A 13,407-nucleotide genomic window follows, 5' to 3' on the forward strand; every position below is an offset into this window, starting at 1 on the left:
GTTCAGCCGATCCGTTTCAAGCCTTTCCTGAAGCGCGGTCCGTTGGCCACGTAGAACCTGGCCGCACTGCCCATCTTCTGCACCTGCGTGTCGTCGAGCGTACGGATCACGCGCGCGGGCGAGCCGATGATCAGCGAGCGCTCAGGGAACTCCTTGCCCTCGGTGATGACGGAGCCGGCGCCGACGATGCTGTTGCGGCCGATCCTGGCGCCGTTCATGACGATCGAGCCCATGCCGATCAGCGCGCCGTCCTCGATGGTGCAGCCGTGCAGGATGACGTTATGGCCGACGGTGCAGTCCCTGCCGATGACAAGCGGAAAGCCGAGATCGGTGTGGCAGGTCGAGCCGTCCTGCACGTTGGCGCCCTCGCCGATCTCGATCCATTCGTTGTCGCCGCGCAGCACCGCACCGAACCAGACGCTCGCACCCGGCTTCAGGCGCACCCGTCCGATCACGGTCGCGGTCTCAGCGATGAAATAATTGCCGTCGGCGGGAAGGTCGGGCGCCTGCCCGTCGAGCTCGTAGATCGCCATCAAGGTCTCCTATCGGGTTGACCCAGCCATAGCGAAACGACAGCCCCGACGCAAAGGGCCTCCCGCGCCCAGGGCGCGTGCCTCAGACCAGAATGCCGGCCGCGCGCAGCGTCATCAGAAAGAAGGTGCCGCTCATCATGCTCCAGAAGCTGGCGATGACGGTGGCCATCATCACGAACTCGATCCGGCGGCTCTCCACCTGGATGCCGCGGAGCGTGTTGCGCATGATGATGAAGGGCGCGGCGAACACCAGGAACGGAACCGCCGCGAAGGTCTTCGGCGCCACGCCCTCCTGCAGCAGGCCGAAGCCGGCGGGCCGCTGCGCGAGCGCCTGGTAGCCGTTCACGAGCGCGCCAGCCAGCGCGAAACCGATGCAGATCGAGAAGAAAGTGTTGAGAGCTTCAGGTGTCATCGGAACAGTCCGCATTTACGCAACGCCGGGAGTCTTCCTGTGACAAAGAGTGGCGGTTAACGCTACATTATCCTTAAGGGAAGGTTAACGCGGCCGGCCGGTTGACGCAGAGCCATCCCCGCTCCCCGCAGCCGGCAACGCTCCGCGAAATCGGCCCCGCGTGGCATATTCGCCCCTGATTCGTCGGCCATCGGCCGACCTCCGGCTCGACTTGCGCAATTCATGACGGTGTTTTCGGCAGCTCCCCTCAGGTCCCCCCGCACGCGCGCCCGCGCGCATGTCGTCCCGATCGTGCTCGCCGGCACTGCCGCAGCATGCGCTGTTGCGCTCGTCGCCTATTTGTTGTGGCCGACCTGGGGCAGCAGGGGCGCGAACGCCCCGGACAAGCTGCCGGTGAGCATCGGCGGCACGCTGTTCAACCTGCCGGTGACCGCGATCCGCATGAAGATCCAGCGGCACTCGGGGCCGCAGGAGCGCATCGATCTCGACTTCCTCTATCCCTCCCTGGAGCCGCCCGGCCCGCCCAAGCACGTCATCGCCGACACGGTGGAGGCGGCGGTGCAGTCGATCGACCGCATCTTCCTGTCGATCGCGGCGCATCACGATGCGCTCTCGCCCGAGCAGCGGACCGCCACGATCTATCCGCGCTATCTTGACCCGGCCGCGGCGCAGCCCGCGGACGGCCTGACGATGCGGATGTTCCGCACCGACACGCCCTACGGCAGCGAGGACCTCTATTCCGCCGCAAGCCCCGCGCTGACCGCGCGCTGCACCCGCGATGCGGCGACACCCGGCATGTGCCTGTCCGAACGCCGCGTCGGCGGCGCCGACCTCACCTTCCGCTTTCCGCGGAGCTGGCTGTCGCAGTGGCGTGACGTGGCGGAGGCGATCGAGAAGCTGACCGCGCAATTGCGCGGGCCAAGGGGCTGAGCGCGACCGGTCGGCCTGGCGTCCAAAGCAAGAACTGCGAAAACAACCCCATGCACAGTAGCCAGGCTCTTGGCGCGACTACGTATTTTTAAAAAGCCTCGCCGACGGTCGTGCCGTGATCGACTCGAGAGATGCGGTGACACATCACGCTCCGAAATTTCGTATTTTTCGAAAACCAACTCAACTCGTCGGGCAAAACAGGGGTATGATGGCATCATGGGAGATCGACAACCCCGCTCCGTCAGATGGCAGATCCGTCCCCGGCCATAGCCGCCCTTCAGCAACCGCACGGGACGTTTCGGCAAGCTCAGTCCCGGCCCTTCCGCGCCCGGTACAGGCTCGGCGTCGTTCCGACCGCCTTGCGGAAGGCGCGGTTGAAATTGGGCTGCGATGAAAATCCCGCGGCATAGGCGATGTCGACCAGCGGCCGATCGCTGGTGGACAAGAGCCGTTTGGCGAGATCGAGACGCTGACGGCTGACATATTCATGCGGCGCGCTACCTGTCGCGGCCTTGAAGCTGCGGGAGAAATGCGCGGGGCTCATGCACGCCACCGAGGCCAGATCCTTCACCGTAACATCGCGCTCGACGGATGCTTCGATGAACTCCGTCACACGCGCCAGCCGTTTGGCATCGAGCGGCCTCTGGACGGCATGGGATTGCTTCAGCCGGACTGACGTCGCCGCGTAACTGTGCACCAGATGAGCCGACAGGGCCCGTCCAAGGCTTTCGACCAGCAGGCGGCCGGTGGAGGTTTCCTGCTCGAGCTCTCCGAGAATCCGATAGGCGACATGCTCGATGAACATGTCCTGATCGATGCTCTCGTAGCGGATGGACATTCCCGACGGATCGATCTCGAGATCCCGGAGCATCGTGTCGTCGAACGGCTGTCCGGGAAGAAAGATATGCAGGCATTCCTGCATCTCGTTCTCGACGCGGATGAAATCCTCGCGGATGCCGGCCGGACACAGCCACACGGTGCCCCTTCTGCCGAAGGTCCGCTGCCGCATGCCCGCGCCTTCGCGGTCGACGACCGAATTGCCACGCAACAGGATTGCGATTTCGGTGTCGCGCGGCAATTGCGGCGGCAGATCGCCGGGCTCATGGCTCCATCGCTCGGCAAGGAGATGCCCCCATCGCCGGTCGTTCGACGTCTGAAGCATTCGGCCGGTCACGTATTTGTCGACAGAGTTGCCAAGCATACCCATCGTCAATCTCCGCCAGATAGCGCGATGTGGGTAAAGAGGTCTTGCCGAGTCCAGCAATTAGCATGCCAGAGATCTGGCCAGTCGTCCACGGGCCGAGAGCAGTCCGGGACAAGAACACCGCACGTTTTGAAAAGCCAGGCCGGGCCCGCCGATCGCATCCTCCGGATTGCCTCAAATCAGGAAGCGGAGAGATCCATGGCAAGGACCACGGTCATCGGCGCGTGCCCCCACGATTGCCCGGACACCTGCTCGATTCTGACCACGGTGGAGGACGGCAAGGCCGTCGCTGTCCGCGGCAATCCCGATCATCCGTTCACGCGTGGACGGCTTTGCGTCAAGGTCAACAACTACGAGGAGCGCGTCTACAGCGACAAGCGCGTCCTGTATCCGCTTAGACGCGTCGGACCGAAGGGCAGCAGGCAGTTCCAGCGGATCTCCTGGGAGGAAGCGCTCGCGACCATCGCCTCGCGCTGGACATCCGTCATTGCCGAGCACGGCGCGCAGGCGATCCTGCCCTACAGCTATCTGGGCACGCAGGGCATCATCAACGGGCTGAACGTCGGCGATCCCCTCTTCAACAAGCTCGGCGCAACGGTTCTGGAGCGCACCTTCTGCGATTCCGGCTCTTGCACCGCGTACATGATGACGATCGGGCACACGCCGGGCGTCGATCCCGAGAGCTTCGTGCACTCGAAGTACATCATCCTGTGGGCCTGCAACACACTGAGCACGAACTCGCATCACTGGCCGTTCATCGAGCAGGCGAAGAAGGCCGGCGCCAAGCTGGTGGTGATCGATCCCGTCCGCACCCGCACCGCACGCCTCGCCGACTGGCATATTCCGATCCGGCCCGGCACCGACGCTGCGCTGGCGCTGGCGATGATCCACGTCATCATCAAGGAGAATCTGGTCGATCGCGACTATATCGACAAATACACCGTGGGCTACGACGAGCTGGCCGAACGGGCGTCCAGCTACACACCCGAATTCGCCTCGCACGAAACCGGCATTCCCGTCGACGACATTCTCAAGCTGGCGCGGGAATATGCGACGACGCCTCCGGCCGTCGTGCGCATCGGCGTCGCGGTCGAGCGGCATGCCGGCGGCGGCCAGACCGTGCGCGCGATCGCCTGTCTTCCGGGACTGATCGGCGCCTGGAAGCACGTCGGCGGCGGGCTGCTCCAGCTCCCGATCTGGGCCTTCCCGGTCAGATGGGACGTGCTGATGCGTCCCGATCTCCAGCCGGAGAAGATGCGCGTGCTCAATTCCTGGGCGCCTCGGAGCGGCGCTGACGGGCGAACTCGGCTTCGATCCGCCGATCAAGGCGCTGTTCGTCTACAATGCCAATCCAATGGCGATGGTGACCGAACAGGGCAAGCTCGAAAAGGGATTGGAACGCGAGGATCTCTTCACCGTCGTCAGCGAGCACTTCCTGACTGACACCGCCAAATACGCCGACATCGTTCTGCCCGCGACCACGCAGCTCGAGCAGAAGGACATCATGTTCTCCTGGGGGCATCTCTATCTGTCCTACAACAACCAGGCGATCGCACCGCTCGGCGAAGCCGTGTCCAATACCGAGCTGTTCCGCCGGCTCGCGCGCGCGATGGACATCACCGACCCCTCCTTCTTCCGGAGCGACGACGAGATCATCGAAGCTTCCCTCGACTGGAGCAGCCCGGTGCTCGCAGGCATCACGCTCGACGATGTCAAGGCCAAGGGCTATGCGCGTCTCAATATGCCCGCGCCAGCCGACTGGGCGCCGCACCGCGAGGGCAATTTTCCGACCGCGTCCGGCAAGTGCGAGTTCAAGTCGACGATCGCCGGCGGCGGCAACTTCGTGGTGCCGCTGTTCCGCCAAGGCTACAATGGCGAGCAGGATGGCGCGCCGGTCGATCCCCTGCCCCACTACATCCCCCCGAACGAGAATGCGCGCACCGCCCCCGCGCTCGCGACGCGCTACCCACTCAGCCTGATCTCGCCCAAGAGCCACGCCTTCCTCAATTCCAACTACGGCAACCTGCCGGCCCAGACCGCGCAGGCCGGCGAGGAGCAGGCGGTTCTGCTCAACCCGGACGATGCGGCGACGCGCGGGATCGTCGCAGGTGCGCCGATCCGCGTCTTCAACGATCGTGGATCGTTCGACGCGTTCGCGACCGTTTCGCCCGACATCATGCCGGGCGTCGTGGTGGCACCGTCCGGTTATTGGCAACGCTCCAACAGCAAGGGTGCGACGGTTCACGCGTTGACGCCTCCGGCCTTCGCCGACCTCGGCCGTGCCCCGACATTCTCTGACATCCTCGTTCAGGTCAGCGGGGCCTGACGATGACATATGTGGTCACCGACAATTGCCGCGGCTGCCGATACACCGAATGCGTGACCGTCTGTCCCGTGGAGTGTTTCCACGTCGACGACGCCATGACCTACATCGATCCGGAAAACTGCATCGATTGCGGTGGCTGCGCGCCGGCTTGCCCGGTCGGCGCGATCGAGCCCGACTATCGCCTCGCCGCGGACAAGAAGTACTGGATCGACGTCAACCGCAAGCGCGCGACCGAGACTCCCGTCATCAGTGCGCGCCTGCCGGCTCTGCCGGGGGCCGATGAACGCAGGCGGGCGCTGGGCCGATGACGGGGTCCGCCGCAAACGAAAATCGCATCGCCGTCGTCGGCAGCGGACCGGGCGGCTTCTACACCACCGAGGCCCTGTTGCGCTCGGACGTGCCCTTGAGGGTCGACATGTTCGAGCGGCTCCCGGTGCCGTACGGGCTGGTGCGGTTCGGCGTGGCCCCCGACCATCCGAAGCTCAAGCAGGTCACAGCGGCCTTCGACCGGATCGCCGCCATGCCCGGGTTTCGCTTCATCGGCGGCGTCACGATCGGAGACGACCTCACGATCGACGAACTGCGCGAGGCCTATGATGCCGTCGTGCTGGCAACGGGCGCGGAACTGAGCCGGGCGCTCGATATCCCCGGCGAAGCACTCCCGGGCAGCCACACGGCGGGCGATTTCGTCGCGTGGTACAACGGACATCCGCAATTTGCGGATCTGCGGTTCGATCTTCATCATGAGACCGCGATCGTCATCGGCCATGGCAACGTCGCTCTCGACGTGGCGCGCATCCTCGCCAAGACCGCGGACGAGCTGCGCCGGACCGACATCGCGCGCCACGCGCTCGAGGTGCTGGCTGAGAGCCGGATCCGCGAAATCCACGTCGTCGGCCGCGGCGGACCGGCGCAGGCCAGATTCACCGCAAAGGAATTGCGTGACTTTCTCGAACTGAACACATGCGACACATGCGTCGACATGCGTAACGTCAGCTCCGATGAATTCGAGCCGCGATCCCCCGACGATCCGGAGCTGACCGAAAAATTGTCGTTGCTGCGCGCGTTCTCGCGAACGTCCGCGACGAAGCCGCGGCGCTGCGTTTTTCGCTTTCGACTGTCACCCGTCGCGCTCCGAGGACGAGGCCGCCTGAAGGCCATCCCGTTCAAGCAGGAATCGGGGGCTGTCGAGGACATCGCATGCGGCCTCTCGCTCAGCAGCGTCGGCCGGAAGACCACGCCGTTGGCTGGGGTTCCCTATGACGCGCATCGCGGCGTGCATGCGAATGTCGACGGACGTGTCGCGGCCGATGGTTCGGTGATCGAGGGCCTCTATGTCTGCGGATGGAGCAAGCGCGGGCCGAACGGCACGATCGGCACCAATCGCGGCTGCGGGATTGCGACCGCAGAGGCCATCCTGGCGGATATCACCCATCGACGGCCGCGCTCGGATACGCCTGACGCACTGCTTGCGCGCCTGACCGGCCGCGTCGCACGCATCGTGAGCTATCCGGATTGGGCCACGATCGACGCGGCCGAGAAGCGCAGGGGAGCCGCGCTCGGCAAGCCCCGGGAGAAGTTTGTCACGATTCCCGACATGCTTGCCGCGATGGATTCGTGACTCCGAAGCACCGCAGTGCGCCTGCTCTACTCCTGATCGACCAGATCGTCCTCGAGGATCGCCATCTGGAACTGGAACGAGCGATCATCGTCCTCGTCGTCGACGAAGAGCACGCCGATGAACTCCTCGCCGATATAGACTTCGGCGGAATCGTCCTTCTTCGGCCGCGGCACGACGCGGATCTTGGGATTGCCGAATACGCGCTTCAGATACGCGTCGAGCTTCCTTACTTCCTTGACGTCCACGGCAAGTCTCCAATCGAAATCTAACGTGGCGGGGTTTTAGGACGAGACGCGACGAACCGCCAGCATGAATTGCCAAAGAATTTGGGGACGACAAGGGCCGGAGAAGCCGGCCCTTCGCAACATCGAAGTCCGTCTCAAAGCCCCATGGCGTTGATCATCTGATCCATGGTGCGCGACGGCTCGGCGCAGCCGGCTTCGCCGACGATCTTGGCGGGCACGCCTGCAACCGTGACGTTGTGCGGCACCGGCTTAACCACGACCGAGCCGGCGGCGATGCGGGCGCAGTGGCCGATCTCGATGTTGCCCAGGATCTTCGCGCCGGCGCCGATCAAGACGCCGTGACGGATCTTCGGATGACGATCCTCGTTCTCCTTGCCGGTGCCGCCGAGCGTGACGCCGTGCAGGATCGAGACGTCGTCCTCGATCACCGCCGTCTCACCGCAGACGAAACCGGTGGCGTGGTCGAGGAAGATGCCGCGGCCGATGCGCGCGGCGGGATTGATGTCGGTCTGGAACACCGCCGACGATCGGCTCTGGAGATAGTAAGCGAAATCCTTGCGGCCCTTCAGATAGAGCCAGTGCGCGAGACGATGGGTCTCGATCGCGTGAAAGCCCTTGAAGTAGAGCAAGGGATCGATGAAGCGCGAGGTCGCGGGATCGCGATCGTAGATGGCAACGAGATCGGCACGGAAGGCGTTGCCGAGGTCGGGATCGTCGCGCAGCGCCTCGTCGTAGGTCTGGCGCACGAGATCGCCCGACAGCGCGGAGTGATCGAGCCGGTCGGCGAGACGGTGGATCACCGAGTCCTCGAGGCGGCTGTGATGCAGCACAGTCGAATAGATGAAGGTCGCAAGCTCGGGCTCACGGTGGACGATATCCTCCGCTTCGCTCCGGATCCGGTCCCAGATCGGATCGAGCGATGCGAGCTTTCCTCCCGGATTGACCTGATGCACTGCCATGGATTTGCTCTCTCGAATTGGCCTCTTTTGCAGGCTGTATAGCACAGTCTAGGCGACAAAGTCCTGACGGGCTTGCCTCAGGAGTGAACAGCACCTTGTCCCGCGCAGGCTCGCCAAGGCCTTGAAACACAACAGTTTCTTCCGACGCCCCCATGCGGCAAGGTCGGCTCAAAATGGTCAGAGTTCTGCCAAATTCAAGCGGGGCGGCATCAAACTATTGGTGAATTCGCTTCCAGCCGCTATTGCAGGGAAGGTCCGAACGAGGGGCGCGGAGCCGATTTGACCATCACCACCGATCAATTGCGCGCGCGCGCCGCGGGCTCTTTTTGGCTGCGGCTCGCGGCGGCGGCCCTGCCCCTCCTGATGATCGCGCCGGCGTTCTGGAACGGCTATCCGCTGTTGCAATGGGATACCGGCGGCTATCTGGCGCGCTGGTACGAAGGCTATCTCGTCCCCAGCCGCTCCACGGTGTTCGGCCTCTATCTGCACTATGGCGAGAGTTTCGGCTTCTGGATCAACCTCGCCGTCCAGTCGCTGGCGACGCTGTGGCTGCTGCAGCTCACCCTTCGCGTGCTCTCGATGATGCAGACCTTCCGCTTCGTCGCGATCAGCCTCTGCCTGATCCTGTCGACCGCGCTGCCCTGGCTTGCAAGCCTGCTGCTCACCGACATCTTTGCAGGACTCTCGGTATTGTCGCTGTTCCTCCTGGTGGTCGGAGGACAGCGCACGTCGCGGCTCGAAAAGATCGCGCTGTTCGCCTTCACCGCCTTTGCGGCGGCGACCCACAGTGCGACGCTCGGCGTGCTGCTCGGTCTCTGCGCCGCGGGCTGGATGACGCGACCGTTTTTGGGTGGGCGGCTTCCGCTGGCCGGATTGGCGCAGGCGAGCCTCAGCATCGTTGCGGGCGGCCTGATGCTGGTGTCGGCAAATCATGCATTGTCCGGCAAGCTGTCCTGGACGCCCGGCGGCTACGGCGTCGCCTTCGGCCGCATGCTGCAGGATGGCATCGTTGCGCACTATCTCAACGACCATTGCCTGCGCGAACGCTACAAGCTCTGCCCCTATCGCAACGAGCTGCCGGCGACCGCCGACGAGTTCCTGTGGGGCAAGAGCATGTTCAACACGCTCGGCCGCTTCGAAGGCATGAATGACGAGATGGGCTACATCGTCGTGCAGTCGCTGAAGGACTATCCGGCCTGGCAGGCCGGCGCGGCGCTCCGCGCGATGGGACAGCAATTGCTGCATGTGGCGACCGGCGAAGGCACCAATGGCTGGATCCCGCACACCTACGGCATCATCGAGCGCTACATCCCCGCGCAAGTCGCGCCGATGCGGGCGGCGCGGCAGCAGCACTGGGACATCGATTTCGCCTACGTCAACTGGCTGCACGTCCCCGTCGCGCTGGCCTCGATGCTGGGGCTGGTCGCGCTGCTCGCCCATGCGCTCGCGAGCCGCCGGCTGGACGACCTGACGCTGCTGGCCGCGACGGTGACGCTGGCCTTGCTCGGCAACGCCTTCATCTGCGGCGTGATCTCAGGGCCCCACGACCGCTATGGCGCGCGGATGGTGTGGGTGGCGACTTTCGTGGTGCTGATGGCGCTGGCGCGGCGGTTCGCCGACGAAACCAAAGCGCGATGAGATTGGGGTGAAGCAGCGTCTGGTTTCGTCCGAGCGGCGAGCGCATTTATCGAAAAGAAGCACCCAGATCGTGTGCTCGTGACCCCATTCGGACATCGTTACGTTTTGATTGGTACGTAGGTATGACATTTTACCCGATGTGAGAGTCCTTCTGAACGGACGTTGCATCCTTTAGTGTCCTGTTGAAGCTGCTTTTCAAACGCGCATGCCAATTTCGCGAACCGGCTGCGACAACTGCCATCGGCGGGCGTCGCACTCTTGACGAAACCTACAATCGTTTTGGGCCGATCTTCACTGGACGCTCGACGTGCTCACCGGGGCACACGAGACGCTTTCCTGACCGCAATGAAGAGAAGCGATGAAAACAAGATTGGGAATGTCCGTCACAGCGCCATTCATAGCTACGCTCAGTCTGCGCGCGGCAGTCATAATAGCTGCAGTTTGCATCGTGCTGACCTGGGTCCCCCTTCGCGCCCAAGAAAGAACGATTAAGATCATCGTGCTTGGGGATACCCTCATTGAAAATAAGGGCGTTCCCGCCTTCCAACGTTTTCCAGAGCAACTTGAAATGGCATTGAGCGCGAAAGGTCAGTCGGTCGCTGTCATCAATGCCGGTCTAGTGACTGATACAGCTGCAAGAAGTCTCAGAAGACTGGACCGAGTAGTCACCAACGATACCGATGCGGTAATCTTGGTATTAGGTGGAAATGACATGCTCTGGGGAGTTGACCCAAATGTCGTACGCGGCGCGCTCGCGGAGATTTTAAGCAAACTAGAAGCCCGGGGGATAGCCGTGCTGCTTTGCGGTTTGCGGACCCAATCTAAATTCGGGGACGAGTACAAGAACACTTTTGCCGCTATGTTCTCTGGCCTTGCCAGCGATCACAACGTGCTGTTCTACCCAGCTTTCGACGATGCGTTTGTTGACAATGCTCAGCTCAAAGCGCTCGACGGTCTTCACCCTAACGCGGCTGGAAACGAAGCAGTCGTCACGCGCATATTGCCAACAGTTGAGACCCTAATCGACCGAGCGCGTCGCAGAAGCTCGGCTCGGTGACGTCGTCGAGCGAGAGTGCTTCAGCGCCTTCGCGACGTTCTCGCCGGGACTGGTGCCCTCTCGCTACGGTGACACCAAGCTCCGCATATCTGACAGCTCTGGTCAGGGCCAATGATTGTGCACAGTCACCGTTCTCTGTAATTTTTTACATCGCCTTGGCGAGCGCGAACAGCCGGAAATCCTCGAGCGCCGCGTGCCGATGCGGAGCGACTTCGCGCCGGTAGGTCTCGGTGTCGACGATCGCGCGGAAGGTGGCGAAATCGCCGTATTCATTGATCGCCGCTTCGTCCCAGCGTTCGCCGGGCGAGCCGACGATGTTCGCCAGGACCGGAACGGAAAACACCCGCACGAGCGGCTTGCCGGCCGCAAGACGCCGAAATGCCGGCCTGTAGCGTTCATTGAAGGCTTCGCGGCCCGAGCAGGGCGCGGCGTCGAATCCGTCCTCGTAACGCGCATGCGTCCGGTAGCGCAGCAGGTTGAGCATGTAGACCGGCTGGCCGGGTGGAATCGCCCGCTCGGCGGCGTCGAGGGCTTGCAGAGTGATTTCGATGGGGTTCATCGGACTTCCCGCGTTTCCAGCGCCGCAGAATGCGGGCTGACGCTTCCTGTCTAGCCGTTCGGGAACGGCTCTTGTAGTGACCGCTCAGCCATGACTATGTGGACTGGATGTCCACAACGACCTTGCCTCCCGATCTCTCGCGTCTCCTCGCCTTCGTCCGAGTGGTCGAGGCGGGCTCCTTCGCCGAAGCCGCGCGGCGGGCGGGGACGACCACCTCGGCGATGTCCAAGGCGGTCGCCCGCTTCGAACAGGCTCACGGCTTGCGGCTTTTGCATCGCTCCACCCATTCACTGGCGCTGACCGACGAGGGCGACCGGCTGATGACCGCGGGACGCGCGTTGGTCGAAAGTCTCGCCCGTATCCAATCCGCGCTCGGCGAAGTCGCGCGCGACGATGGCGGACGGGTGCGCGTGACCGCCCCCGCCTCGTTCGCGCGCGCCTGCATCCTGCCGCGACTGCCCGCGTTCCTGCGGGAACGGCCGGAAATCGAGATCGAGGTCAAATTCCGCAACGAGATTCTCGATCTCGCGGCGGAAGGCGTCGACATCGCGATCCGCTCGGGGCCCCTCGACCGCGCGCCCGGCCATCAGGCGCGGCGGCTTTGCACGTTCTCCTGGATCGCTTGCGCCTCGCCTGCCTATCTGAAGGCGCGCGGCGCGCCGGCGACTCCCTTTGAGCTTTCCGCGCACGACCACGTCGGCTTCCGCAATCCCGCGAGCGGTCAGATCCTGACCTGGCGCTTCGCCGACCCGCGCGGCAAAGGCCCCATTCGCATCACGCCCAAGCCCAAGCACATTTGCGACGACGCGCATGCCTCGCTCGCTTTGATGGCGAATGGGTTTGGGATCGGCTGGGGGCCAGCCTGGCTCGTTGGCGAAGACCTTCGCGCCGGCCGGCTGGTCGAAGTGCTTGCGCCCTGGCGCGCGCCTGGCGAACCCCTGTGGATGCTGCGCACTTCGGGCCGCCGCCCGCCCCTGCGCACACAGCGCGTCATGTCGTTCCTCAAGACGCTTCCCGCCACGTTCAGCGACAAGGCGATGTGAAGCACCGGGCGTCACCGAAATTGACGCGCCAGGAAACTATCTTGGCCCTTCCGACTCAGCCGCGGCGGGAGAGGAAATCGAGCACGCCGGTCTTGTAGACCTTGTCGCCGACCGCACGCATGTGGTCGCGATTGGGAATGTCGAGCACTTCGGAGCCGGGGATGATGGCGCCGAGCGCGCTGGCGGAGCCGGCGACGTCGTCGGCGCTGCCGACCGCGATCAGCACGGGCACGTCGATGCGCGCGGCCTCGTCCTTCGTCATGAGATCGCGCGTGCCACGGAGGCAGGCGGCGAGCGCACGGCGGTCGGAGCGGGTCTGATCGGCAAACGCGCGGAACGTGCGGCCGACGGGATCGGTGACGTCCTCGAGCTCCGGCGCTTCCAGCGCTTTCGCCACGTTCTCGCCGGGCCCTGTGCCCTCGATCAGGCCGCCGATGCCGATGCCGCCGAGGATCGCCGAGCGCAGGCGCTGCGGCTCGTTGAGGGAGAGCCACGCCGCCATCCGTCCCCCCATCGAATAGCCCATGATGTCGGCCTGCGGGATGGCGAGGTGATCCATCAGCGCGACCACGTCGCCGGCCATGGTCGGGATCGAATACTGGTCGGGCTCGTACAGCTTCGCGCTTTCGCCGTGGCCGCGATTGTCGAGCGCAATCACACGGCGGCCGTTCTTGCGCAGCTCCGAAACCCAGGTCGGATAGACCCAGTTCACGTTCTTGCTGGAGGCAAAGCCGTGCACCAGGATGATCGGATCGCCCTCGCCTTCGTCGAGATAGGCAATTTCAACGGCGCCGTTGTGAAAGCTCGGCATCATCAGTTCCGTGGGTCTTGTGGGGATGGGTCGATCTTAGAGCATGATCCGGAAAAGTGTGCAGCGCTT

The 13,407-nt window shown here is 64.0% G+C and carries 13 protein-coding genes and 1 pseudogene; 7 read left to right on the forward strand and 7 right to left on the reverse strand.

Features of this window, described 5'->3' with window-relative positions:
* Positions 1–2: 2 nt before the first annotated feature.
* Together ABIG06_RS36400 and ABIG06_RS36405 are read right to left on the reverse strand one after the other, a co-directional pair.
* Positions 3–533 carry a gamma carbonic anhydrase family protein gene (locus ABIG06_RS36400; protein ID WP_124162238.1) on the reverse strand — a complete coding sequence of 177 codons (531 nt, stop codon included), beginning with the start codon at positions 531–533 and terminating at the stop codon, positions 3–5.
* Positions 534–615: 82 nt separating this feature from the next.
* Positions 616–945 carry a DUF6949 family protein gene (locus ABIG06_RS36405; RefSeq protein WP_124162239.1) on the reverse strand — a complete coding sequence of 110 codons (330 nt, stop codon included), beginning with the start codon at positions 943–945 and terminating at the stop codon, positions 616–618.
* Between the two features lie 222 nt (positions 946–1,167).
* Here ABIG06_RS36405 and ABIG06_RS36410 point away from each other — a divergent pair, with 222 nt between their 5' ends.
* Positions 1,168–1,875, forward strand: a complete 708-nt coding sequence (locus ABIG06_RS36410; protein WP_370140453.1) for a hypothetical protein — start codon at positions 1,168–1,170, stop codon at positions 1,873–1,875.
* A gap of 307 nt (positions 1,876–2,182) precedes the next feature.
* Here ABIG06_RS36410 and ABIG06_RS36415 read toward each other — a convergent pair whose 3' ends face one another.
* Entirely contained in the window at positions 2,183–3,082 is a 900-nt protein-coding gene (locus ABIG06_RS36415; protein WP_245454594.1) for an AraC family transcriptional regulator, read from the reverse strand.
* Between the two features lie 195 nt (positions 3,083–3,277).
* On the opposite strand from ABIG06_RS36415, the pseudogene ABIG06_RS36420 reads away from it, so the two are divergent.
* The 3 genes and pseudogenes from ABIG06_RS36420 to ABIG06_RS36430 all read left to right on the forward strand — a co-directional run bounded on the left by ABIG06_RS36420 (position 3,278) and on the right by ABIG06_RS36430 (position 7,026).
* A pseudogene (locus tag ABIG06_RS36420) lies at positions 3,278–5,405 on the forward strand (molybdopterin-containing oxidoreductase family protein).
* Between the two features lie 2 nt (positions 5,406–5,407).
* Positions 5,408–5,713, forward strand: a complete 306-nt coding sequence (locus tag ABIG06_RS36425; protein ID WP_061882850.1) for a ferredoxin family protein — start codon at positions 5,408–5,410, stop codon at positions 5,711–5,713.
* Positions 5,710–7,026 carry an FAD-dependent oxidoreductase gene (locus ABIG06_RS36430; RefSeq protein WP_370140454.1) on the forward strand — a complete coding sequence of 439 codons (1,317 nt, stop codon included), beginning with the start codon at positions 5,710–5,712 and terminating at the stop codon, positions 7,024–7,026. Before ABIG06_RS36425 ends, ABIG06_RS36430 begins: the two co-directional genes overlap by 4 nt.
* 26 nt (positions 7,027–7,052) lie before the next feature.
* On the opposite strand, the gene ABIG06_RS36435 is transcribed toward ABIG06_RS36430, so the two are convergent.
* Positions 7,053–7,271, reverse strand: a complete 219-nt coding sequence (locus ABIG06_RS36435; RefSeq protein ID WP_007602550.1) for a DUF3126 family protein — start codon at positions 7,269–7,271, stop codon at positions 7,053–7,055.
* 134 nt (positions 7,272–7,405) lie between these two features.
* The gene (gene cysE / locus ABIG06_RS36440; RefSeq protein ID WP_158626774.1) at positions 7,406–8,230 is read right to left on the reverse strand and encodes a serine O-acetyltransferase; all 825 of its coding nucleotides are present in this window, start codon (positions 8,228–8,230) and stop codon (positions 7,406–7,408) included.
* Positions 8,231–8,509: 279 nt separating this feature from the next.
* Here cysE and ABIG06_RS36445 point away from each other — a divergent pair, with 279 nt between their 5' ends.
* Positions 8,510–9,868, forward strand: coding sequence for a hypothetical protein (locus tag ABIG06_RS36445; protein WP_370140455.1), 1,359 nt, complete (start codon positions 8,510–8,512; stop codon positions 9,866–9,868).
* A gap of 358 nt (positions 9,869–10,226) precedes the next feature.
* Entirely contained in the window at positions 10,227–10,925 is a 699-nt protein-coding gene (locus ABIG06_RS36450) for a GDSL-type esterase/lipase family protein (protein WP_370140456.1), read from the forward strand.
* A gap of 145 nt (positions 10,926–11,070) precedes the next feature.
* Here ABIG06_RS36450 and ABIG06_RS36455 read toward each other — a convergent pair whose 3' ends face one another.
* Positions 11,071–11,484, reverse strand: a complete 414-nt coding sequence (locus ABIG06_RS36455; RefSeq protein ID WP_124162244.1) for a hypothetical protein — start codon at positions 11,482–11,484, stop codon at positions 11,071–11,073.
* Between the two features lie 107 nt (positions 11,485–11,591).
* Between ABIG06_RS36455 and ABIG06_RS36460 the strand changes: the two genes are divergently transcribed.
* Positions 11,592–12,527 carry a LysR family transcriptional regulator gene (locus ABIG06_RS36460; RefSeq protein WP_370140457.1) on the forward strand — a complete coding sequence of 312 codons (936 nt, stop codon included), beginning with the start codon at positions 11,592–11,594 and terminating at the stop codon, positions 12,525–12,527.
* Positions 12,528–12,582: 55 nt separating this feature from the next.
* On the opposite strand, the gene ABIG06_RS36465 is transcribed toward ABIG06_RS36460, so the two are convergent.
* Positions 12,583–13,338 carry an alpha/beta fold hydrolase gene (locus ABIG06_RS36465; protein WP_124162246.1) on the reverse strand — a complete coding sequence of 252 codons (756 nt, stop codon included), beginning with the start codon at positions 13,336–13,338 and terminating at the stop codon, positions 12,583–12,585.
* Between the last annotated feature and the right edge of the window lie 69 nt (positions 13,339–13,407).

This window comes from Bradyrhizobium sp. USDA 326 (genome assembly GCF_049739485.1).
Lineage (GTDB): Bacteria > Pseudomonadota > Alphaproteobacteria > Rhizobiales > Xanthobacteraceae > Bradyrhizobium.

Excerpts from the sequence above, each read along its gene's own strand:
- ABIG06_RS36465 (WP_124162246.1), bottom strand. The coding sequence starts at position 13,338 with ATGCCGAGCTTTCACAACGGCGCCGTTGAAATTGCCTATCTCGACGAA.
- ABIG06_RS36415 (WP_245454594.1), bottom strand. The coding sequence starts at position 3,082 with ATGGGTATGCTTGGCAACTCTGTCGACAAATACGTGACCGGCCGAATG.
- ABIG06_RS36460 (WP_370140457.1), top strand. The coding sequence starts at position 11,592 with ATGTCCACAACGACCTTGCCTCCCGATCTCTCGCGTCTCCTCGCCTTC.
- cysE (WP_158626774.1), bottom strand. The coding sequence starts at position 8,230 with ATGGCAGTGCATCAGGTCAATCCGGGAGGAAAGCTCGCATCGCTCGAT.
- ABIG06_RS36410 (WP_370140453.1), top strand. The coding sequence starts at position 1,168 with ATGACGGTGTTTTCGGCAGCTCCCCTCAGGTCCCCCCGCACGCGCGCC.
- ABIG06_RS36400 (WP_124162238.1), bottom strand. The coding sequence starts at position 533 with ATGGCGATCTACGAGCTCGACGGGCAGGCGCCCGACCTTCCCGCCGAC.
- ABIG06_RS36450 (WP_370140456.1), top strand. The coding sequence starts at position 10,227 with ATGAAAACAAGATTGGGAATGTCCGTCACAGCGCCATTCATAGCTACG.
- ABIG06_RS36455 (WP_124162244.1), bottom strand. The coding sequence starts at position 11,484 with ATGAACCCCATCGAAATCACTCTGCAAGCCCTCGACGCCGCCGAGCGG.
- ABIG06_RS36430 (WP_370140454.1), top strand. The coding sequence starts at position 5,710 with ATGACGGGGTCCGCCGCAAACGAAAATCGCATCGCCGTCGTCGGCAGC.
- ABIG06_RS36405 (WP_124162239.1), bottom strand. The coding sequence starts at position 945 with ATGACACCTGAAGCTCTCAACACTTTCTTCTCGATCTGCATCGGTTTC.
- ABIG06_RS36425 (WP_061882850.1), top strand. The coding sequence starts at position 5,408 with ATGACATATGTGGTCACCGACAATTGCCGCGGCTGCCGATACACCGAA.